At 35.3% G+C, this 20,182-nt stretch carries 22 protein-coding genes and 3 pseudogenes; 18 read left to right on the top strand and 7 right to left on the bottom strand.

Going from position 1 to position 20,182, the window contains the following annotated elements; genetic code table 11:
* The 11 genes from ACFVQC_RS13195 (at position 1) to ACFVQC_RS13245 (ending at position 10,079) form a co-directional block, all read left to right on the top strand.
* Entirely contained in the window at positions 1 to 276 is a 276-nt protein-coding gene (locus tag ACFVQC_RS13195) for a flagellar biosynthetic protein FliQ (RefSeq protein WP_002011993.1), read from the top strand.
* A 15-nt stretch (positions 277 to 291) separates the two neighbouring features.
* Entirely contained in the window at positions 292 to 1,053 is a 762-nt protein-coding gene (locus ACFVQC_RS13200; protein ID WP_001055697.1) for a flagellar biosynthetic protein FliR, read from the top strand.
* A gap of 10 nt (positions 1,054 to 1,063) precedes the next feature.
* Entirely contained in the window at positions 1,064 to 2,110 is a 1,047-nt protein-coding gene (flhB, locus tag ACFVQC_RS13205) for a flagellar type III secretion system protein FlhB (RefSeq protein ID WP_002086445.1), read from the top strand.
* A 23-nt stretch (positions 2,111 to 2,133) separates the two neighbouring features.
* A complete protein-coding gene (flhA, locus tag ACFVQC_RS13210) occupies positions 2,134 to 4,200 on the top strand; it encodes a flagellar biosynthesis protein FlhA (protein WP_377898455.1) in 2,067 nt (688 codons plus the stop codon).
* 14 nt (positions 4,201 to 4,214) lie between these two features.
* Positions 4,215 to 5,525 (top strand): flagellar biosynthesis GTPase FlhF, encoded by a 1,311-nt coding sequence (gene flhF / locus ACFVQC_RS13215; RefSeq protein ID WP_377898456.1) that lies wholly within the window; start codon positions 4,215 to 4,217, stop codon positions 5,523 to 5,525.
* Between the two features lie 43 nt (positions 5,526 to 5,568).
* Positions 5,569 to 6,342 carry a flagellar basal-body rod protein FlgG gene (locus ACFVQC_RS13220; RefSeq protein WP_002064667.1) on the top strand — a complete coding sequence of 258 codons (774 nt, stop codon included), beginning with the start codon at positions 5,569 to 5,571 and terminating at the stop codon, positions 6,340 to 6,342.
* Positions 6,343 to 6,512: 170 nt separating this feature from the next.
* Positions 6,513 to 7,811 (top strand): NtaA/DmoA family FMN-dependent monooxygenase, encoded by a 1,299-nt coding sequence (locus tag ACFVQC_RS13225; RefSeq protein ID WP_377898457.1) that lies wholly within the window; start codon positions 6,513 to 6,515, stop codon positions 7,809 to 7,811.
* Positions 7,812 to 7,989: 178 nt separating this feature from the next.
* On the top strand, positions 7,990 to 8,826 hold the full coding sequence (locus ACFVQC_RS13230; RefSeq protein WP_283747325.1) for a TrmB family transcriptional regulator: 837 nt from the start codon (positions 7,990 to 7,992) through the stop codon (positions 8,824 to 8,826).
* Positions 8,827 to 8,839: 13 nt separating this feature from the next.
* Positions 8,840 to 9,544 carry an AzlC family ABC transporter permease gene (locus ACFVQC_RS13235; protein WP_372708546.1) on the top strand — a complete coding sequence of 235 codons (705 nt, stop codon included), beginning with the start codon at positions 8,840 to 8,842 and terminating at the stop codon, positions 9,542 to 9,544.
* Positions 9,535 to 9,846, top strand: a complete 312-nt coding sequence (locus tag ACFVQC_RS13240; protein ID WP_367963217.1) for an AzlD domain-containing protein — start codon at positions 9,535 to 9,537, stop codon at positions 9,844 to 9,846. The genes ACFVQC_RS13235 and ACFVQC_RS13240 overlap by 10 nt, the downstream gene beginning before the upstream one ends.
* A 62-nt stretch (positions 9,847 to 9,908) precedes the next feature.
* On the top strand, positions 9,909 to 10,079 hold the full coding sequence (locus ACFVQC_RS13245) for a DUF3951 domain-containing protein (RefSeq protein ID WP_000602235.1): 171 nt from the start codon (positions 9,909 to 9,911) through the stop codon (positions 10,077 to 10,079).
* A gap of 24 nt (positions 10,080 to 10,103) precedes the next feature.
* Here the strand turns inward: ACFVQC_RS13245 and ACFVQC_RS13250 are convergent, their stop codons facing one another.
* The 3 genes from ACFVQC_RS13250 to ACFVQC_RS13260 are packed head-to-tail and all read right to left on the bottom strand — an operon-like array spanning position 10,104 to position 11,406.
* The gene (locus tag ACFVQC_RS13250) at positions 10,104 to 10,463 is read right to left on the bottom strand and encodes a hypothetical protein (RefSeq protein ID WP_377898458.1); all 360 of its coding nucleotides are present in this window, start codon (positions 10,461 to 10,463) and stop codon (positions 10,104 to 10,106) included.
* A gap of 11 nt (positions 10,464 to 10,474) precedes the next feature.
* Positions 10,475 to 11,068: a dienelactone hydrolase family protein gene (locus ACFVQC_RS13255; protein ID WP_377898459.1), complete on the bottom strand. Its 594-nt coding sequence runs from the start codon at positions 11,066 to 11,068 to the stop codon at positions 10,475 to 10,477.
* Between the two features lie 2 nt (positions 11,069 to 11,070).
* A complete protein-coding gene (locus ACFVQC_RS13260) occupies positions 11,071 to 11,406 on the bottom strand; it encodes an antibiotic biosynthesis monooxygenase family protein (protein ID WP_377898460.1) in 336 nt (111 codons plus the stop codon).
* 216 nt (positions 11,407 to 11,622) lie between these two features.
* On the opposite strand from ACFVQC_RS13260, the pseudogene ACFVQC_RS13265 reads away from it, so the two are divergent.
* Positions 11,623 to 11,733 (top strand): annotated as a pseudogene (locus ACFVQC_RS13265) (class C sortase); the annotation flags it as partial.
* Here the strand turns inward: ACFVQC_RS13265 and ACFVQC_RS13270 are convergent.
* Positions 11,687 to 12,048: pseudogene (locus tag ACFVQC_RS13270) on the bottom strand (transposase). The pseudogenes ACFVQC_RS13265 and ACFVQC_RS13270 sit on opposite strands and share 47 nt — an antisense overlap.
* 112 nt (positions 12,049 to 12,160) lie before the next feature.
* Between ACFVQC_RS13270 and ACFVQC_RS13275 the strand changes: the two are divergent.
* Together ACFVQC_RS13275 and ACFVQC_RS13280 are read left to right on the top strand one after the other, a co-directional pair.
* On the top strand, positions 12,161 to 12,454 hold the full coding sequence (locus ACFVQC_RS13275) for a hypothetical protein (protein WP_377898461.1): 294 nt from the start codon (positions 12,161 to 12,163) through the stop codon (positions 12,452 to 12,454).
* Positions 12,415 to 13,518: pseudogene (locus tag ACFVQC_RS13280) on the top strand (RNA-guided endonuclease TnpB family protein); the annotation flags it as partial. The gene ACFVQC_RS13275 and the pseudogene ACFVQC_RS13280, both read left to right, overlap by 40 nt.
* An 83-nt stretch (positions 13,519 to 13,601) precedes the next feature.
* On the opposite strand, the gene ACFVQC_RS13285 reads toward ACFVQC_RS13280, so the two are convergent.
* Together ACFVQC_RS13285 and ACFVQC_RS13290 are read right to left on the bottom strand one after the other, a co-directional pair.
* Positions 13,602 to 13,781 (bottom strand): H-type small acid-soluble spore protein, encoded by a 180-nt coding sequence (locus ACFVQC_RS13285; RefSeq protein WP_002064678.1) that lies wholly within the window; start codon positions 13,779 to 13,781, stop codon positions 13,602 to 13,604.
* Between the two features lie 66 nt (positions 13,782 to 13,847).
* Positions 13,848 to 15,062 carry a transcriptional regulator gene (locus tag ACFVQC_RS13290; RefSeq protein WP_002064679.1) on the bottom strand — a complete coding sequence of 405 codons (1,215 nt, stop codon included), beginning with the start codon at positions 15,060 to 15,062 and terminating at the stop codon, positions 13,848 to 13,850.
* A gap of 118 nt (positions 15,063 to 15,180) precedes the next feature.
* On the opposite strand from ACFVQC_RS13290, the gene ACFVQC_RS13295 reads away from it, so the two are divergent.
* Complete coding sequence (locus ACFVQC_RS13295; RefSeq protein ID WP_377898462.1) at positions 15,181 to 16,449, top strand: MFS transporter; 1,269 nt, start codon at positions 15,181 to 15,183, stop codon at positions 16,447 to 16,449.
* A 109-nt stretch (positions 16,450 to 16,558) separates the two neighbouring features.
* Positions 16,559 to 17,083: a COG3014 family protein gene (locus tag ACFVQC_RS13300; RefSeq protein WP_016094368.1), complete on the top strand. Its 525-nt coding sequence runs from the start codon at positions 16,559 to 16,561 to the stop codon at positions 17,081 to 17,083.
* A 40-nt stretch (positions 17,084 to 17,123) separates the two neighbouring features.
* On the opposite strand, the gene ACFVQC_RS13305 is transcribed toward ACFVQC_RS13300, so the two are convergent.
* Positions 17,124 to 18,017 (bottom strand): LysR substrate-binding domain-containing protein, encoded by an 894-nt coding sequence (locus tag ACFVQC_RS13305; protein ID WP_377898463.1) that lies wholly within the window; start codon positions 18,015 to 18,017, stop codon positions 17,124 to 17,126.
* 163 nt (positions 18,018 to 18,180) lie between these two features.
* On the opposite strand from ACFVQC_RS13305, the gene ACFVQC_RS13310 reads away from it, so the two are divergent.
* Both ACFVQC_RS13310 and ACFVQC_RS13315 read left to right on the top strand, forming a co-directional pair.
* The gene (locus tag ACFVQC_RS13310) at positions 18,181 to 19,173 is read left to right on the top strand and encodes an ABC transporter ATP-binding protein (protein WP_377898464.1); all 993 of its coding nucleotides are present in this window, start codon (positions 18,181 to 18,183) and stop codon (positions 19,171 to 19,173) included.
* The gene (locus ACFVQC_RS13315; RefSeq protein WP_286098004.1) at positions 19,151 to 20,176 is read left to right on the top strand and encodes an ABC transporter substrate-binding protein; all 1,026 of its coding nucleotides are present in this window, start codon (positions 19,151 to 19,153) and stop codon (positions 20,174 to 20,176) included. Before ACFVQC_RS13310 ends, ACFVQC_RS13315 begins: the two co-directional genes overlap by 23 nt.
* The last annotated feature ends 6 nt before the right edge of the window (positions 20,177 to 20,182 follow it).

The following is a 20,182-nucleotide window of genomic DNA, read 5'->3' on the forward strand; positions in this document are numbered from 1 at the left end:
ATGAATACGTCACCAATTATAGATATTTTCCAAACCTTTTTTTATAAAGGGGTTATGATTTTAATGCCGATTGCCGTTGTAAGTATGATTGTCGTTATTATTATCGCGGTTATTATGGCGATGATGCAAATTCAAGAGCAAACGCTGACGTTTTTACCGAAAATGGCGAGTATTGTGCTCGTTATTATCATTTTAGGTCCGTGGATGTTTCAAGAGTTAACGATGCTTATTTTAGATTTATTTGATAAAATCCCATCGCTATTGCGTTCGTACTAAGATAGGTGAACTGAAATGAATATGGAATTATGGGCGGCGACGTTTTTTGCGTTTTGTCGCATTACTTCATTTTTATATTTTCTACCGTTTTTCTCAGGCCGATCAATTCCGGCGATGGCAAAGGTTACATTTGGACTCGCTCTTTCGATTACAGTGGCAGATCAAGTGGATGTCTCTCACATAAAGACAGTTTGGGATGTAGCAGCTTATGCAGGAACGCAAATTGTAATTGGGTTATCACTTTCAAAAATTGTAGAGATGCTGTGGAACATTCCGAAAATGGCAGGGCATATTTTAGACTTTGATATCGGTTTATCACAGGCGAGTTTATTTGATGTAAATGCAGGGTCACAGTCCACTTTGCTATCAACAATTTTTGATATATTTTTTCTTATTATTTTTATTTCACTGGGCGGCATTAACTATTTCGTTGCCACGATTTTAAAGTCGTTTCAATATACAGAGGCGATTTCAAAATTGTTGACGACTAGTTTTTTAGATAGTCTACTTGCAACGTTATTATTTGCAATTACATCAGCGGTTGAAATTGCTTTGCCACTTATGGGCAGTCTATTCATTATTAATTTCGTCCTTATTTTAATCGCAAAAAATGCACCGCAATTAAACGTTTTTATGAATGCGTACGTAATTAAAATAACGTGTGGTATTTTGTTTATTGCGATGAGTGTACCGATGCTCGGTTATGTGTTTAAAAATATGACAGACGTATTACTGGAAGAGTATACGAAACTATTTAACTTTTTCTTAACGAAGTAGGGGGACACGCATGGCAAAGGATAATAAAACAGAAAAGGCCACCCCGCAGAAGCGTAAAAAATCGCGTGAAGAAGGGAATATCGCCCGGAGTAAAGATTTAAATAATTTATTTTCCATTCTTGTATTAGCAGTTGTCGTTTACTTTTTCGGAGATTGGCTCGGTTATGAGATCGCACATTCCGTAGCGGTACTGTTTGATCAAATTGGAAAAAATACAGATTCGACCGAGTATTTTTATTTAATGGGCATATTACTTCTGAAAGTATCGGCTCCTATATTAATACTTGTATATGCTTTTCATTTGTTCAATTATATGATTCAAGTTGGTTTCTTATTTTCTTCTAAAGTACTTAAGCCGAAAGCATCACGTATTAATCCGAAAAACTATTTTACGAGATTGTTTAGTCGTAAAAGTTTAGTAGATATTTTGAAATCACTGTTTTATATGGGATTAATCGGTTACGTTTCGTACGTTCTCTTTAAAAAGAATTTAGAGAAGATTGTTAGTATGATTGGATTTAACTGGACAGCGTCACTTACTGAAATTATTAGCCAAATTAAATTTATCTTTTTAGCCATTTTAATTATTTTAATCGTTCTTTCTATTATTGATTTCATTTATCAAAAATGGGAGTACGAACAAGATATTAAGATGAAAAAAGAAGAAGTGAAAAGGGAGCATAAAGATAATGAAGGGGACCCACAAGTAAAGGGGAAACGAAAAAACTTTATGCATGCCATCTTGCAAGGGACAATCGCGAAGAAGATGGATGGTGCAACGTTTATTGTGAACAACCCGACGCATATTTCAGTGGTGCTTCGTTACAATAAACAAGTTGATGCGGCGCCTATTGTCGTTGCAAAAGGGGAAGATGAGCTCGCATTATATATACGAACGCTTGCCCGTGAACAAGAAATACCAATGGTAGAGAACCGTCCGCTCGCTCGTTCTTTATATTATCAAGTCGAGGAAGATGAGACGATTCCAGAAGATTTATATGTAGCTGTAATTGAAGTTATGCGCTATTTAATTCAAACGAAAGAACTTGAAGTATAATAGCGCGTTTGGAGGGGATCTCTTTGTTTAAGATGGATTCTGCAAGAACCTATTTTTCTATCTTTTTAGCAGCGTCATTCGTTGTGGCGCTCTTAATTCCACTTCCACCATTTATACTTGATATCGTTATCGTTTTTCTACTAAGTATGTCAGTGCTTATTTATATGCGAGCTACAAGTATTAACGAGTGGGATGAATTAAAGTCATTTCCGACGATGTTGTTATTAATCGGGATTTTCCGTGTATCGATTAACGTTTCGACGACGCGAGCGATTTTAACAGACGGAAATGCGGGTCATGTTATTGAAGAGTTCGGCCAGTTCGTAATTGGCGGGAACTTATTAATTGGTATCGTTATTTTTATAGTATTAATCATATTCCAGTTTATCGTTGCAAACGGTGCGTCTCGTACAGCTGAAGTAGCAGCTCGTTTTACACTTGATTCTTTACCAGGGAAACAAATGTCTATCGATGCTGACTTGAATCAGCGTCTTATTACAGAAAAAGATGCACAGACGAAACGAAAAAAATTAAATATGGAAACAGAGTTTTACGGAGCGATGGATGGTGCCGGAAAGTTCATTAAAGGGGACGTTATTTTCGGGATTGTCATTTTATTCGTAAACATTATTTTCGGTTTAATTGTCGGTATGATGCAGCAAGGAATGAGCTTTGCAGATGCGGCTATTCACTATACACAGTTAACTGTCGGTGACGGAATTGTAAACCAAATCGGTTCGTTAATGCTTGCGATTTCAACAGGTATTATCGTAACGCGTGTATTTGACGGTTCAGCTGATACAGTAACTGAAGGAATCTTTAAAGAGTTATTAGCGCATGAAGTTGTTGTATATGCACTCGGTGGTTTATTTATCGCAATGGGTGTTTTTACACCGCTACCATTTTTACCATTTGCTCTCGTTGGAGGCACGATTATTTTCTTAGGAGTTCGTAATAAAAAGCGAATAAAGAAAGAAAAAGAAGACGAGCTTCAAAAAGAATTAGAAATGATTCAAGGCGATGAAGAGCAACTGCAACAAGTGGAAGATTCATTCGGAGTCTTTACAGATAAATATCCAATTATTGTAGAGCTTGGTTTAGATTTAGCGGCACTTGTAAAGCAGAAGATAAACGGGGAAACAGCTCGTGATAAAGTTGTTCTTATGAGGAAGTCGATTATTACCGACCTCGGTATTAACGTTCCTGGAATTAACTTTAAAGATAATACGAGTTTTAGACCGCGCGGACGTTACATTATTCGTATTAAAGGTGCGAAAGCTGCTGAAGGAGTTTTAAAATCAGGTTATTTACTAGCACTGAAAACACCGAACGTAATGGCTGATTTAGATGCAGAACCAGCGAAAGATCCAATTTTTGGTGAAGATGGATATTGGATTTTGGAGCATATGGTACAAGATGCACAAATGAAGGGCTATCAAGTGTTAGAGCCGCTTAGCATTTTAATTACGCATTTAGATGTTGTCGTTAGACGTAACCTTCATGAGTTAATTCAGCGTCAACATGTGAAAGACTTGATTCACTCGCTTGAAACTGATAATGGCGTTTTATTAGAAGAAATTAAAAAGAAAGAAATCGATTTATCACTTGTTCAAAATGTTATTAAACAACTGCTGAAAGAAGGAATTTCAATCCGTGATTTACCAACGATTATTGAAGGTATTATTGACGGGAAAGAAATTTATCAAAACCATGTTGATGGTGTAACGGCGTTTGTTCGTGAATGTATTTCAAAAGTTATTTGTGAGAGTGCGAAAAATCCGGATGGGAAAATTTATGCGGCACTCTTCGCTGATTCGCTTGAGTTAGATGCAGATGTTGTTAATAATTCATACCAAGGTTATTTATTAAACTGGGATTTAGATTTAGAAACGCGAGTAGTAGAGCAAGTACAGCGCGTTTTCAAACAAGCCCGTTTAATGGGAAGAGAGCCAGTATTATTAACGCGTAGAAAAGATTTCAGGTTTGCGATTGTGAGACTTCTTGAACGTTATCAAATAGAAGCTAAAGTATTATGTATTAGTGAATTAGCACCAGAAATTGTTGTAGATCAAATTGCTTATATTGAATAGTAGGGGGTGAAGTAATGGAAAGTACAGAAAAAAAAGAAGCGTTAATGCGAATAAAAGCAGCTTCGAAAAATGAATTGTATCGAAAGTTATTTGACCAATATGGTACAGATTATTACTACGTTGTCGATGAAAGTGTAAAACGAAACATTCCGTTTTTTTGGAAAAAGAATTATGAAATGTTAGTCGCTTTTCCTGAAGATAAACAGGCTGAAAATAGCGAAGGAACAACTCAATTTCATGAGCAATTAATGGATGTTGTAGGTGAACCTTCAGAAGAAATCGTGAAGGTGAATGGAATTCAATCAGTCTTGCACAATTTAGAAAACGTAACGACTTCTATGTCGTACGCAGCGATGCAAACAGGAAATAGTGAAGAATGGGCAAGAAAAAAAGAGAAACTATTACAACTGTTTGAAAAAGGAATCGTCGTTGTGAAACGTACGGAGGAGACGAAAGTAACGAAAAAACAGCCTGCTGTGAAACAAGCTATTCCTGTAAAGAAAGAAGAAGTAGCTATAAAAAATGAAAAGCAGGAATCTGTACCGTTTATTATTCAAAAAGTAATTCGGATGCTAGAACAAAACGATGTAGAACAATATTTCATTCATGCATATGCTGAAAAATTAAAAGTGAAGTTTGAGAATGCAACGATGATTACAGAAGAAGAAGTCATTGGATACATATTGGAAGATATGAGATCTCATTTCAATACTGAAAACGTATTTGAAAAAGAGGTACAAACAATTGCATTAATCGGTCCAACTGGCGTTGGAAAAACGACGACACTTGCGAAAATGGCGTGGCAGTTTCACGGTAAGAAAAAAACGGTTGGTTTTATTACAACAGACCACTCTCGCATTGGAACAGTACAGCAACTGCAAGATTACGTAAAAACAATTGGAGCAGAAGTAATTGCTGTGCGAGATGAAGCCGCAATGGCAAGGGCGCTTACTTATTTTAAAGAAGAAGCACGTGTCGATTATATATTAATAGATACAGCTGGGAAAAATTATCGTACGTCAGAAACAGTTGAAGAAATGATTGAGACGATGGGACAAGTAGAGCCAGATTATATTTGCTTAACGTTATCAGCTTCTATGAAAAGTAAAGACATGATTGAAATCATTACGAACTTTAAAGATATTCATATTGATGGTATTGTGTTTACGAAATTTGATGAAACAGCGAGTAGTGGTGAATTGTTGAAAATTCCAGCAGTTTCATCGGCTCCAATTGTATTAATGACAGACGGACAAGATGTGAAGCAACATATACATATCGCTACAGCTGAACATTTAGCAAAACAAATGTTACAAACATCGTAAGAAAAGAGGTGAAGAATAAGGCGCTTGCCTTATTCAAACGAGTATGAACGGTCTTTATATAGGTTCTATGGGTATGATGAATTACATGCAGCATATTAATGTTCATTCGAATAACGTTGCAAATGCCCAAACGACAGGATTTAAAGCAGAAAATATGACTTCTAAAGTATTTGATGTACAAGACACATATCGCCGCGGTGACGGTGCGATGACAAATATCGGTTCGGTTGATTACGCTGTAGTACCAGCTGCGACGCATGTGAACTTAGTGCAAGGAAATATACAAATGACAAATAGTGCTACAGATTTCTTTTTAGACGACGGTGCGGCTGGCACATCATCATTTTTCGTTACATCTAAAAATGATGAAACATTTTTAACGAGAGACGGTAGTTTTACATTAAATAGTGATCGTTATTTACAAACAGCATCTGGTGCTTTCGTAATGGGTGAGAATAATGAACGTATTCGTATTCCAGAAGGAGCAAAGGTAGCTGTACAAGCAGACGGTACATTATACGATGAAGTAACACAAAATAATATTGGCCGCTTGCAAACGAAAACAGTAGATGCAGAAACGAATGCTCGCCTTGTGCAACGAGAAAATAAAAGTTTTACACTAGCAGAAGGTAACCTCGCTGATTTACCGAACGGAACAGGAATAGTAAAAAATCATATGCTAGAAAATTCAAATGTGGATATGACGAAAGAGATGGCAGATCTTATGTCGAGTCAAAAAATGATTCAAGCATCGCAACGTATTATGACTTCATTTGATAAAATTTATGAAAAAGAAGCAAATGAAATATTGAGATAAAAGACTCCCGATAGCGGGAGTCTTTTTTTGTTCTTGCTTTTGTTTCAGTTACATCATAAAATGATAATGATTATCAATATCATTATTAAGTTTAAAAATAATGGAATCTGTTATGTTAGCGGCACTTGTTTAACTAGGTGAATTAAAAACTAAGGGGAAGGTGTGTATATATGTCTACAAAAAAACAACTTTGCATTGGGTTATGTTTGATTTCTAGAAAGAAAGAACAAGAGAATAAGTTTGATTCAGGAATCGATGAACAAGTAGAGTTAGCACAACTGGCAGAGAAAGCTAAGTTAGATTTTGTTTTTAAAGCGGATTATTTAGTGGCACATCCAGATTTAATTGCACGTAATAAGGGGAATGTAATTTTAGATCCAACATTACTTTTTACTGCTATCGCTTATGCAACAGAAAAAATTGGAGTCGTTACGACAGCTTCAACATCATTTTATCCACCATACATACTAGCGAGGCAACTACAATCTTTAAATTGGATTAGCAATGGCCGAGTAGGATGGAACATTGTCACATCAATTGACGGTGCTGAAAACTTTGGTGAGGCAGGGATGCCACCATCTGAGGAACGATACGCGAAAGCAGCAGAATGTACAGAGTTAGTAAGAAAACTTTGGAGGAGCCATCCTTTTGAAGTTTTAAAAGAAGACAACGCAGATGTAATTAGAGAGATGGTACAGCCAATTGAGCATAGTGGTGAACACTTTGAGGTGAAAGGTCCACTTAATGTTCCGCAACATATTTCTGGGGAAATGCCTTTATTTCAAGCGGGTGCTTCAGAGTCAGGCCGGAATTTCGCTGCTTCTGTTGCGGATGCAATTTTCGCCGCGATGCCAGATGTAGAGTCAGGTATTGAACTTCGTCAAGATTTAAGAAGAAGAGCAGAAAAGCATGGCCGAAAGCAAGAGGATATACGTGTATTGCCTGGTTTATATTTCTTTATTGGTGATTCATATGAAGAAGCACTAGAAATGCACAGGCAAGCTCATCAACATCTTACAAAAGAGAAGAGGTACGCTTTACTTGAAATGGTTCTCGGGTTAGACGTTAGAGGGCTTCCATTAGAAAGTAAGGTTACTGAACATATGCTACCAAGTAGAAATCAAACTGTACGTAGTAAAACACATGCCGAATTATTACGGAATTTCATCATAAAAAATGAACCAACTGTTGAGCAAATACTAGAACGACCAGAAGTTGTTGGTTCTGCTCATTGGGTAGCGGTTGGTACACCACAAGACGTTTGTAAGCAAATTATGGATAGGTTTGAAGCCGGAGCATTAGATGGATTTATTGCAATTCCAGGGGGGCCTCCAAAATCATTGGATTTGTTCTTTAGTGAAGTCATTCCTTTATTCGTGAGAGCAGGTGTGTTTAGGGAAGAGTATACAGGTTCAACCTTACGTGAGCATCTGGAGGGGAACATATCAAATACTTTGCAGTTAAAATAAGTGGAATAGTATGTACAAAAAGCCTTTCACAAGAAGGCTTTTTATTTCGTTTTAAAATTTCAGAATTATCAATTGACTTTATAAGTCTTCTTTTTTATATTGGTAGGTATAGTAATAACTACTAATATAAAATGCATCGTTTTGAAATGAGAGTTATTTAGATTGTGAGGGATTACCGATGGATGAAATTATAAAAGAATTACAAAAGTTAGGTTTTTCTCAATATGAATGTAAAGCGTATATTGGTTTATTAAAACATTATCCAGTAACAGGTTATGAAGTTAGTAAACAAACAGGTGTACCCCGTTCAATGATTTATGAAGTACTTGGCAAGTTGATGGATAAAGGTGCAGTACATTTAGTTCCTTCTGAACCAGTGAAATATGTACCAGTACCAGCTACTGAATTAATGGATCGAATGCGAAAAGACTTTGAAAAATCATTTGAATTTTTAGACCGAAAATTAAATTGTTTAGAGCAGGAGCGACAAATTGATGTAATTTCGCATATTCGCTCAAATGATCGTGTTTTGAAAGAAATATGCAATATAATTAGTAGAGCAAAGGAAGAGTTATGGATTTCTGTATGGGAAGATCAAGTGCATGAGATTGAACCGCTTATTCATAAAAAGGAAGCGGAAGGAGTACATATATTTTCAATCTTATTTGGTGCCCCAGAAACAAAAATAGGAGCGACATTTCATCATAATTATATGACGCCTCACGTTGTTGAAAAGAGAATGGGTGGTCATTTAACTGTTATCGCACGTGATGGGGAAGAAGTGTTAATTGCCAACTTCTCAAATGATAGCACTTCATGGGCGGTTACAACGTACGATCCAGCTTTAGTTCTCGTTGCTACGGAGTATGTGCGGCATGACATTATGGTGGAAGAGATTACGAAGGAATTTGGAGCTGATAAGTTAGATACGTTATGGCGAGAGAATATAGATTTAGTTCACGTCGTAACAGGAAAACGTAGTATGGAAGAAATGGAGGGAGAGAAAGGTGAATAAAGCTCAGGCACATATGACATTGCAGAGCGAGGATACATTTCAACAAGGTGTAAAGGATTGTTTACCAACTGTATTTGGATATTTGAGCATTGGTATAGCGGCTGGTGTAATTGCGAAAACAGCTGGTTTCTCCATCATTGAAATTGCTTTTATGTCCACTTTAATTTATGCAGGTTCTGCCCAATTTATATTAGCTGGTATGTATGCAGCTGGTGCTCCTGCTTCCGCAATTATTTTTACCGTGTTCTTTGTTAATTTACGCCACTTATTAATGAGTGCGGCACTCGCACCTTACTTCACAAAGATTCCTCTATTTAAAAACTTAATAATTGGTTCGCAAATTACAGATGAAACTTTCGGTGTTGCAGTGCAACAAGCAGCGCAAAAAGGCTATTTAGGCGAGAAATGGATGATGGGGCTTAATGTAACAGCATATTTAAATTGGATTATCGCTACGATTATCGGCGGGCTTTTTGGTGAATGGATACCAGATCCACATACGTACGGGATGGATTATGCATTACCAGCAATGTTTATCGGACTATTTGTTCTTCAGCTTATAAGTAGCAAACCGAAACTAGCAATTCATCTTACTGTTGCAATTGTAGCTATTATTATTGCATATGTTTCACACTTATTTATGCCAGATAGTATAGCAGTTATCATTGCAACCTTATTAGCTGCGACGATTGGAGTGGTGATTGAAAAATGGAAATGAGATTAGACGTATTATTACTTTTACTAGCAGCAGGAGCTGTCACACTCGTGCCACGTATTTTACCTCTACTCGTATTTAGCAAACTACAAATTCCAGACTGGGGTTTAAAATGGTTAAATTACATACCAATTGCGATATTAGCAGCACTTTTAGCTCAAGTACTATTTATGCACGAGACGGTGCAGTGGGATTACCTTATCGCAGCAATTCCAACATTTCTTGTTGCAATATATACTCGTAGTTTATTAGGAACAGTATTAACAGGAGTCATTGTAATTATTTTGTTACGTTTATTTTTCTAAAAAGGATTCAGCTCATATAATAGCGAAAGGTGTAATAACATGAAATATATAGGGGTGGTGTTATGATACTTTTAACGATAGGAGCAATTTTATTAACGTTATTTATTTTCTTTATTATCGGCTTCATTACGTTTATGATGTTTGTGGATAAGGCGACACCTCAAATTTATTACACACCTTGTGAATCAGTGACAGTGAAATCTAAAGGTAAAAATAGAAGGAAGAAAAGTTGATGTTTGGCTTTTCTTCCTTCTATTTTACATTCCCGAAAGAAATAACAACAATAATCCAAATAGAAAACTAATAGAAGAAAGGAAACCGATAGATATGGAAAAAATACGATTGTTCTTCCATTCGCGCCAGAAAACGATACATCCTAAAATACAGAGGAAAAACCAAATAGGTAGAAATATAAATCGACTAACCTTCTCAGGTAGCAATGAATAAAAATTTGTTAAATATAATATCCAATTCGCAAAAAATAGAGCACATACGATGAATGATTGTAAGTATGGTCGGTTTAGAAAAATTCCTTTTTTAACCGTCATAAAAATGAGAGCTAATGCTGAAAGAAAGGAAATTATTATGAAAATGAGTAATAGTAATGTTAGTGACATATGAAGCTCCTTTATAAGATTGTCTTCATAAGAAACGAATCTATTATTTTGTATGCTTGCTTTGTAGATTCCTTGTTATATTTTTCAGTGTATGGATTTAAAAATCCATGTTCACCTTGTAGTTGTTTTATTTCTAATAAAGGATTATCTTGTTGCTGTAATGTTTTCATTAAGGAGCATACTGAAAAATTAGTTTCTTTTTCAGGGAAAATAAGTAATGTAGCACACGAAGGTTTCACGTGAACATAGTCGCGTATACGAGAACCGTAACACCCAATGATAAAATCTATTTTTGAATTGGTACTACAGAGCCAAGCGATTGTTGCCCCAACGCTAAAACCGAGAAGTCCTATATGTGTGTAACTATTGGAAAGGGTAGTAATGAGGTCCTCAATTTGCTCTTTTCCATCATCAAATCCAATGTGATTCATAAAATGTTGATATGCTTTTTCTTCATTACTATAATGAAATGCCTGTTGTAATTGTAGAAGATTAGGACAGAATACATCTATATGAGATGAAGTGAAGCGGTCTATAACATGATGCATATGATCGTTCACACCGTATATTTCATGAACAGAAACGAGAGCTAATTTTTTCTTCATAGTTACAATGTACCTCTATGAAACTTATATTCTTTCTCAACAAGGCAGATGCGCAGGTGGAAGTTTTCATACCATTGCTCACGGCCTCTTTTTTTCGCTTCTTTATGTAAGGCGTTCCTTTTCCAATTTTCAATTGCTTCAAGTGACTCCCAATAAGAAATTGTAATTCCGAGTCCCGAATTATCACGTGCACCTTCGACACCTAAAAATCCAGGTTGCTGTTTCGCAAGGTCTTCCATTTTTTCAGCAACGGCATTATAGTTTGTTGTATCATTCGATAGATTAGAAGTGAATATAACTGCATAATAAGGATTAATTTTTTGTGGATTCTTTTCCATACAATTTCCCCCTTGAATAGTAGTTCATAGTTTGTATTTTAGCATGTAATAAAAAGAAAAAAAGCATGCGGCTTTTTTTCTTCCTCTAATTGATGCATAAAGAAATATTGTTCAGGGATTAACATAATAAAATACTTACGGTGCTTGAACAAACACAACATTATTTTTAGAAAAATAGCCAACTGTTCGCTAAATAAAATAAATGACATTACTAAAGAAAAAGAAATGATTACAAAACCTTTCTTTTTAGAAGATTGGATGATCGTTTTTCTTATTGTTATTATTTGTATCGTTCTTCTAATGATCTATTTGAAAAAACGAAAATAGTATGTATTGAGTGTGTGAGAAGAGGATTTATAAGTTTATTATTGTTCTTCGTAGGGCTTGCATTAGTTATATACATAATTGTATAAACAATTATGTATATAAAACAAGAGTAATACGGTTTCCAGTAAAAAGGTTTCAATTCATCTGGGAACTCTTTTCGTATATAGCGGGAAGTGACGGTTTTAAAATTATTCACAACAGTAGCTAAGTGAATTTGTGGCGGAATATCAAAGAGATATGTATGTAATCCTCTTCACCGTTCATTTCAATCATTATATAATTCCACTTTGTAAATAGGTTGTGGGCAATTTCCACGAGCCTATTTTTTATGTTTTCATTAATACAAGATGCATATATTTTACAACTAAATTAATATAGGTTACATTTTTAACATACTCAAATACGAAAAGGAAGGAGGGTTTGTTGGATGTGCGCGACAAAATCTAAAACGTTAAAACATAAAATAACAAATCAAACAAACATATTTGAACTAACGATTCAAATTTTTAATGAAGCCCTTTCGTATTTTATGAATGTGATTGATAAAGAATTTTTAAGTTTGGACGATTGGAATACAAAAGGAATCGTACCGGCCGTTGAAAGGTTGCGCATACGACGAAAACAAACCCACTTCCTAAATATAAAGAGTTCAACCAACAGTTTTACAAGTTCCCTAGTTATTTCAGGCGCGCGGCTATTGCTTCCGCCTTCGGAAAAGTGAAAAGTTATCGTTCCTTACTCCGAAACTGGATAGAAGAAAAAGAACAAGCGAAACAAGAGGGGAAACGTTTTTCAAAACGGCCACCTTTTTTTCAACTTGAACACAATGAATTTCCTGTTTTCTACCGCGGTAATATGTTTAAAAAAAGAAGTAACCATGAGGCGAAATTAAAGTTATTTATAAAAAAAGATTGGGTTTGGGTAGATATTACATATAAACCAATGGATTTAGAAAAGAGAGGCGTTTCAGGTTGGAAAGAATGCAACCCAAAGCTGATAAAAAGTGGGAAGAAATACTACCTAGCTATCTCCTATGAGAAGAAAATTCCGTTAAATAAAATAAACATAAAAGACCAAACGATTATTTCTGTGGACCTTGGAATGACCAATTCTGCGGTATGTTCTGCCATTCGTCCAGATGGAACTGTCATTGGACGTACATTTATTAACCAGCCAATAGAAAAAGACCGGATGGATCGAATGAGTAAGAACGTAAAAATCGCACAAAATAAATATGGGTACATTTCCGCTCCTAACCTTTGGAGAAAGATAAATGGTCTACAAAAGCACATCGTAATAGATACAGCTCGTCGCATCGTAAACTTTGCGGAACAGCACCGTGCTGATGTGATCGTATTTGAATTTTTAGGGGAAATGAAATTTCCACCTAACACTTACGGAGCCAAACGACTCAAACAAAAATTACATCGTTGGTGCAAAAATGGCATTCAAAATAAAGTACAACAAATGGCGCACTACCGAGGAATTCGTATTCGCCGAGTAAATGCTGCAAATACTAGTAAACTAGCCTATGATGGCTCAGGTGAGGTTGTACGTAATCATAAAAAAGACCTCGCAACATTCCAAAATGGCAAGGTCTACCATGCTGATTTAAATGCAGCTTACAATATAGGTGCACGTTATTTCTTACGTGAGCATCTTAAAGCTTTTTCTGAAAAGAAAAAGTTGAAACTCGAGGCAAAAGTACCTCAAGTTTTAGCCAGAACACAGCAATCCTTATCTACATTCATTAGTTTTCTTCAGGCGGTCGCACTAGTGGTGTGAAAATGCTTGAGTTAACCGTATTTATGATGAAGGATGCTCCATCAAAATCTATGATTTAGGTGGAGAGGTTCACGTGGCGTTGCTTATATTTCCTCTAAGCTATTAACTGGAACTGTTAATTCGCGTCTTGGATTTGTTACTTCATATATGCGGGCGGTTTCGTTGTTTTCGTCAACGTGTTGAATCATAACAGGCATGCCTTGAAAACTGACATTGGCTTCTTCTGATGACTCTGAAAGCTCTTTTGCGCGTTGTATATTCATTTATATTCCTCCCATTATTATTATCTTTGCTAAAAAGGAGGAATAATATACCATTTCGAGACATTCTTAAAGTTTTTGTATTATTTGTAATGTTTCTTTAATAAAAGAAGAAAAGATGGAATCCGGATAAGGTTGTATCTTTTGAGCTGCTTCTGTTGCTTCTTCAAGAGCTCTTTGCTTATCGTTAAGTTTTACATAACAAAGGGCACGATATGCACCTGCCGTTGTAAGCCATGCTTGATCAAGTGGATGCATCATATAATCTGGTATTTTAGCATGTTGAAAAGCTTTCAGAGCTTCCTCGTATTTTTTTAATCCGTACAAAGCTTTTCCGGTTTCGAGGTAATACAATCCATCCTCTTGGAAAATCGGTTCGTCTTTTAGTTTTTCTCGAAATTGTTCTACATGTTCTAATGCAATTGTATATTCTTTAGTAATCGTGTTGTAGTAATACGCTTTTAATATATCTACGATCGCAACGGATAAAGTGTCTTCAGTAAAAATGGCGAATTGCTCAGATTTCTTAATGTAATGTAAATACTGTTCTTTATCAGCCGTCATGACTTTTTGATAAGATAATATGCGATAAAATTCATCTGTTTTATAATACACTTGATGTTTTTTTGAAAATGCTAATGCTTCTAATATGATTTTTTCACATTCCTCATATTTGCCACATGCGAGTAAAATAATGGCTTCTTTTAAGCACAATCTGATATGTATAATAAGATCCATTTCTAAATGGTTCGCTTCATAATCATCTCGAATACGAGCAATAAGTTGCAAACATTCCTCATACTTTTTACGTGAGAATAACGTATAAGAGAATGTTAATTTTGTTTCAGTACTGTCTCTGTATAAAGTATATTTTTCAAAAATAGAAGTTGCTTTTTCAACGAAAGATTCAATGTTGCAATCTTTCATTATAGCTGCTCCAGTAATAAATTGTTTATATAATCGGGCAGTATTTAAAGTGAGAGGGAGTTCCTTTTGAACGATAGGAAGTAAAGTTTCATACACCTTATCACATTTATTAGCTTTTATAAGTTGCTCCATTTTTTGAATAAGTTCTACGATTTCTGCATCATCTTCTTCTAGTAAAAAACTCGTTTCACATCCAAGTTTATTAGCGATATATTGTAATGTTTTCATAGAAGGTGTAGCTTTTCCATTTTCAATTTGACTAAGCATACTTTTTGTCAGTTCCGAACCTGCTAGCTCGGTTTGCGTAAGCTTTTTTTCTTTTCGTAACGCCTTAATTTTTTCGCCGAGAGTTGCCATAACATTGCTCCTTTATAATTAAAAAGTTAAATATAATTTAACTTTTTGTTGTGAAAATTGGAAAGTTGATTATATAATAAGTTTAACACAATTTAACTTTTAAGGGGAGAGTGTCATAATGGAAGATGTAAGTATAGGTCAAAATGATTGGAAAATGAAGATTGCAACGAGAAATATTATTTTAATGATGATTGGAAAGATGACGTCTTTGTTAGGGGCGGGTATTTATACGTTTGCAATGGGGTTATACGTATTAAAGACAACGGGCTCAGGAATGGGATTTGCGATTACGCTTATTTGCGGATCAATACCAAGAATGATTTGTGGACCGATTGCAGGTGCTGTAGCTGACCGCGTCAATCGAAAATGGCTTGTCATTGGCACTGATTTATTAAGTAGCTTAACGATGCTTATTATGTTTATTCTTACAATAATGCTTGGACCATCACTCCTTTTTATTTATGTATCAGCAGCATTATTATCAATTTGCGCAAGTTTTTATTCTGTTGCGTTTACTTCATCTATTCCTAATTTAGTTGATGAAGGGCGTATTCAAAAAGCGAGTGCTTTGAACCAGACGGCAGCTTCTTTATCAAATATTTTAGCGCCGATTATTGGCGGAGTTGTATTTGGTTTCTTTTCAATTAAGTCGTTCTTTCTGTTAAATAGCATTACATTCTTTTTAGCAGTTATTGTGCAATTATTTATCGTATTTGATTTATATAAAAAAGAAGTGGCTGAGAGTAAAGACCATTTCTTGACGAGTATAAAAGAAGGTTTTTCATATATAAAACGACAGCATGAAATATATGGTTTAATGAAAATTGCGCTATGGGTAAACTTTTTTGCGTGTGGGCTAACCGTTGCACTTCCATACATTATCGTCCAAACATTGCATTTATCTTCAAAGCAACTCGGTACTGTAGAGGGAATGCTAGCAGTCGGGATGCTAATTGGTGCGATTGCTTTATCAGTGCGTAAAGAAGTGAATAATCCGTTTCGTTCTATTTATATTGGGCTGTTTTTATTTGCGGGTTTGAGTTTATGTACAGTCTTCCCGTTGTTAGTTACCATTCCGAAAGTAGCAAGTTTTATTTACTATATGGTTTTTATGATGTTAACTGGTATGTCAATGATGATCGTAAATATCCCGATGCAAGTACATATGCAAAAGACGACAGATCCAAGCTATTTAGGGCGTGTATTCGGCCTACTTGAAACTATTGCTACTGCAATCGCGCCGCTCGGTATGATTGTATATGGATTATTATTAGATATGTTGCCAACTAGCATTGTTATGATGACATTAGGTGGAGGATTATTGTTAGTTGTATTAGTTGGAGTAAAGCAGCATATGGCGAAAAAACAAGTGGATGTATCGGCTTAAAAGAAAATTTTAACAATATAAAAATGACCAAATTAGTATTTTAGTTTTTGAAACTCCTTTTCATGTATGTTACAGTAAAGTGAGCAGGCAAAGAAAAGGAGAAAACATCATGAAAAAATTAAGTTTTGTTATGCTTTTTCTGTTAGTCGTAATGACTGGATGTAGTAATTATGACACGTATATTGAAACAGGTATGCAATCATTGAAAAATGAAAAATATAGTGATGCAATTATGTGGTTTGAAAAAGCGGAAAAAGAAAAATCAGGAAATGAAGCGAAGGCGTATAAAGAAGTCGCTCAGTTACTAGATCACGGTGCAACAGCATTAAAAGATGGTAAGTATTTAGAAACGAAAGACGATGCGAATGAAGTGTTGCAAAAGAAAAAAGATGATGCACTTGAAAAGGCTGTGAAATCAAATGCAGAAAATATGCTTCAAAAAGCAAAAGACGTTGAAGAAAAAGTAAATGAAAGAGTAGCGAAACGAAAAAAAGTAAATGAAGAAGGAATCGATAAACTAATTAAAGCTGTCGATAGTATAGATGAAGTAAAAGAAAAAGAGAAAAAAGTGTCAGAAGCATTAGATAAGGCTGAAGAGGCACAAGTGAAAATTGAGGAAAAGAAAAATAAATAGAGATATAGTTAAAAAGGCTGTCGTGTATAACGACAGCCTTTTAACTTTTTGCTGCAAAAGAAGTGATACTTTGTAGTAAAAAAGAAATTATTTTTGAATTCCACCTGTCCTCATGATGAATGGTATAAATATTACGCTGAAATTCAAATCCTGGGATCGGTATACAGCATAGCTCATTTCGCTCTACTTCTTGTTCAATAGCAAGTTTAGAAATAAAGGCAACCCCATTACCATATTTTAAAATTTGTTTCATCGTTTCTAATGAATCAAGTTCAATTTCAGATTGGAAAGTAATGTTATGTGATAACATCCATTGTGTAAGTAAATCTCTCGTTGTAGATGGATTACGATGCAATAATATACGTTCTTTTTCGATATCTTGTAAGGATACACTTTCTTTTTTTGAAAAATGATGTTCTTTGGAAAAAGCAAGAACAAGTGTATCAGGTATTATTTTTGTTTGTTTTAAAAGTGGTTCATCAAACGGCGCCGCAGAAATTACCCCGAGATCAATTTCATGATTTTGTAGCATCGTCCGAATTTCAGGCGCAGTTTTTACCATGAGTGTTATTTTTATATTTGGAAATTCGCACTGAAATTGGTGAACAACTTCTGGTAAAAGGTAAGTTGCTGGTACATAACTAGCGCCAATTGTTATAGCTCCTTTATTAAAATCTTTAAATTCTTGTGTCACCCGTCTAGCTTCTTTCATAAGTGCATCTATTTTGCAAGCATAATGATGCAACGCCTCGCCAGCCTCTGTTAAGAAATATCTTCCGGAACGTAATTCAAATAAAGACACACCGAGTTCCTCTTCTAAGCTTTTTATATGAAATGTAATAGTAGGTTGTTTAACACCAAGTTTTTCTGCAACAATCGTAAGCTTTTTGTATTTCTTAATAAGCACTACAATTTCTAATTTTAAGAGATTCATTATGAGTTACCCGCCTTTTTTATTTTAACTATAGAAAAAATCTATAGAAATAAATAGTTTATTAGAAGTTTTTTAATTTAATCTTTACAGTACATTAACATTCAGTATAAATCTTCCATATAGAATGAAAGCAGGTTAAGAATGAGGGGAGAGAGGTGAAACGATGGATATTAAAATTCATGGATTAGAAAAGACATTTGGAGAAATGCAGGCGTTAAAACCGTTACAAATTGTAATGGAAAAAGGAGAGTTTACCACACTTTTAGGACCTTCGGGATGCGGGAAAACGACTTTGCTTAGAATGATTGCAGGACTTGAAGAACCGGATAAAGGAGAAATATATTTTGGAGATAAGTGTATGTATTCGTCTACAAAAAAGGTAAAAACATCTCCTCATGAACGGAATATCGGTATGGTATTTCAGGATTTTGCTTTATGGCCGCATATGACTGTTTTTGAAAATGTTGCATTTGGTTTAAGGGCTACAAAGCAAACGAATCATTTACGCGAAAAGGTAGAAGATGCGATAAAGCGAGTTCGCTTGCAAGGTATGGAGAAAAGATATCCACACGAACTTTCTGGCGGACAGCAGCAACGTGTCGCATTTGCTAGAGCAATCGTAACAAAGCCTCATTTTATTTTGTTTGATGAACCGTTAAGTGCACTCGATGCAATTTTACGAGAAGAAATGCGCTTAGAGCTTATGGATATCGTTCATTCCATTGGTTTAACGGCATTGTATGTAACACACGATCAAACAGAAGCTATGTCAATGTCAGACCAAATTATTGTAATGAAACAAGGGGAAGTATTACAAAAAGGAACGCCAGAAAATATTTATGTGAAACCGTCTCATGAATTTGTTGCAAAGTTTGTTGGTAAAGCAAATTGGCTTGTAGAGAATAAACAAATGATTCGCCCAGAGCACGTGAGCTGGACAAAAAATGACGCGTGCGACATGTATACAGGTGAAATTCAGCACGTTACATATGTAGGAGAACGTTATGAAGTGAAAGTAAATATGGGGACACTCGGTGTATGGACAGCTTATAACAATAGTAAGCTAAGCATCGGTAAACCGGTATCGTTATATGTACCAAAAAAATGTATTCATCATATAGGGGGAGAATCGTATGAAGAAATTCAGTTCGCTTAAGTCTTTATTTGTATGTACTTTACTATTTTCTGCTGTAGTAACAGGTTGTAGCTCAAAGACAGGTAATGTAGATGCAAAAAATAAAAATTCTAATGAAAAGAAAATTGTTGTATATAGTGCAGGACCAAAAGGATTAGCAGAAAAAATTCAAAAGGACTTTGAAAAGAAAACCGGTATAAAAGTGGAAATGTTTCAAGGAACAACAGGTAAGATTTTAGCGAGAATGGAAGCTGAAAAGAAAAATCCAGTCGTTGACGTTGTCGTGCTCGCTTCTTTACCAGCTATGGAAGGATTAAAGAAAGATGGTCAAACGTTAGCTTATAAAGAAGCGAAACAAGCTGATAAGCTTCGTTCTGAATGGTCGGATGATAAAGGACATTATTTTGGATATAGTGCTTCAGCATTAGGAATTGTGTACAACACAAAAAATGTGAAGACAGCGCCTGAAGACTGGAGCGATATAACAAAAGGAGAATGGAAAGGGAAAGTGAATCTTCCAGATCCAGCGCTTTCAGGTTCGGCTTTAGACTTTGTAACAGGATACGTGAAAAAGAATGGACAAGATGGATGGAAGTTATTTGAACAGCTTAAGAAAAATGAAGTTACAGTAGCAGGGGCAAACCAAGAAGCGTTAGATCCAGTTGTAACAGGTGCGAAAGATATGGTAATTGCTGGTGTTGATTATATGACGTACAGTGCAAAAGCAAAGGGTGAACCAGTTGATATCGTATATCCAAAAAGCGGAACAGTCATTAGTCCACGGGCAGCAGGCATTATGAAGGATAGTAAAAATGTAGAAGGTGCAAAAGAGTTTATTGATTATTTATTATCAGATGATGTGCAAAAACAAATTTCTAAAGCGTATTTATTGCCTGGTAGAAAAGATATAAAAGCTGAAAATAGACCAAATGTAGAAGAGATCCCAGTATTAAATATTGATTGGAAAACAGTTGAGAAAGAACAAGATGAAATAGGAAAACAATTTAAGAAAGTATTTCAATAAGATGGT

It is taken from the genome of Bacillus sp. NPDC057893 (genome assembly GCF_042796455.1).
In the GTDB taxonomy this organism is placed as follows: domain Bacteria; phylum Bacillota; class Bacilli; order Bacillales; family Bacillaceae_G; genus Bacillus_A.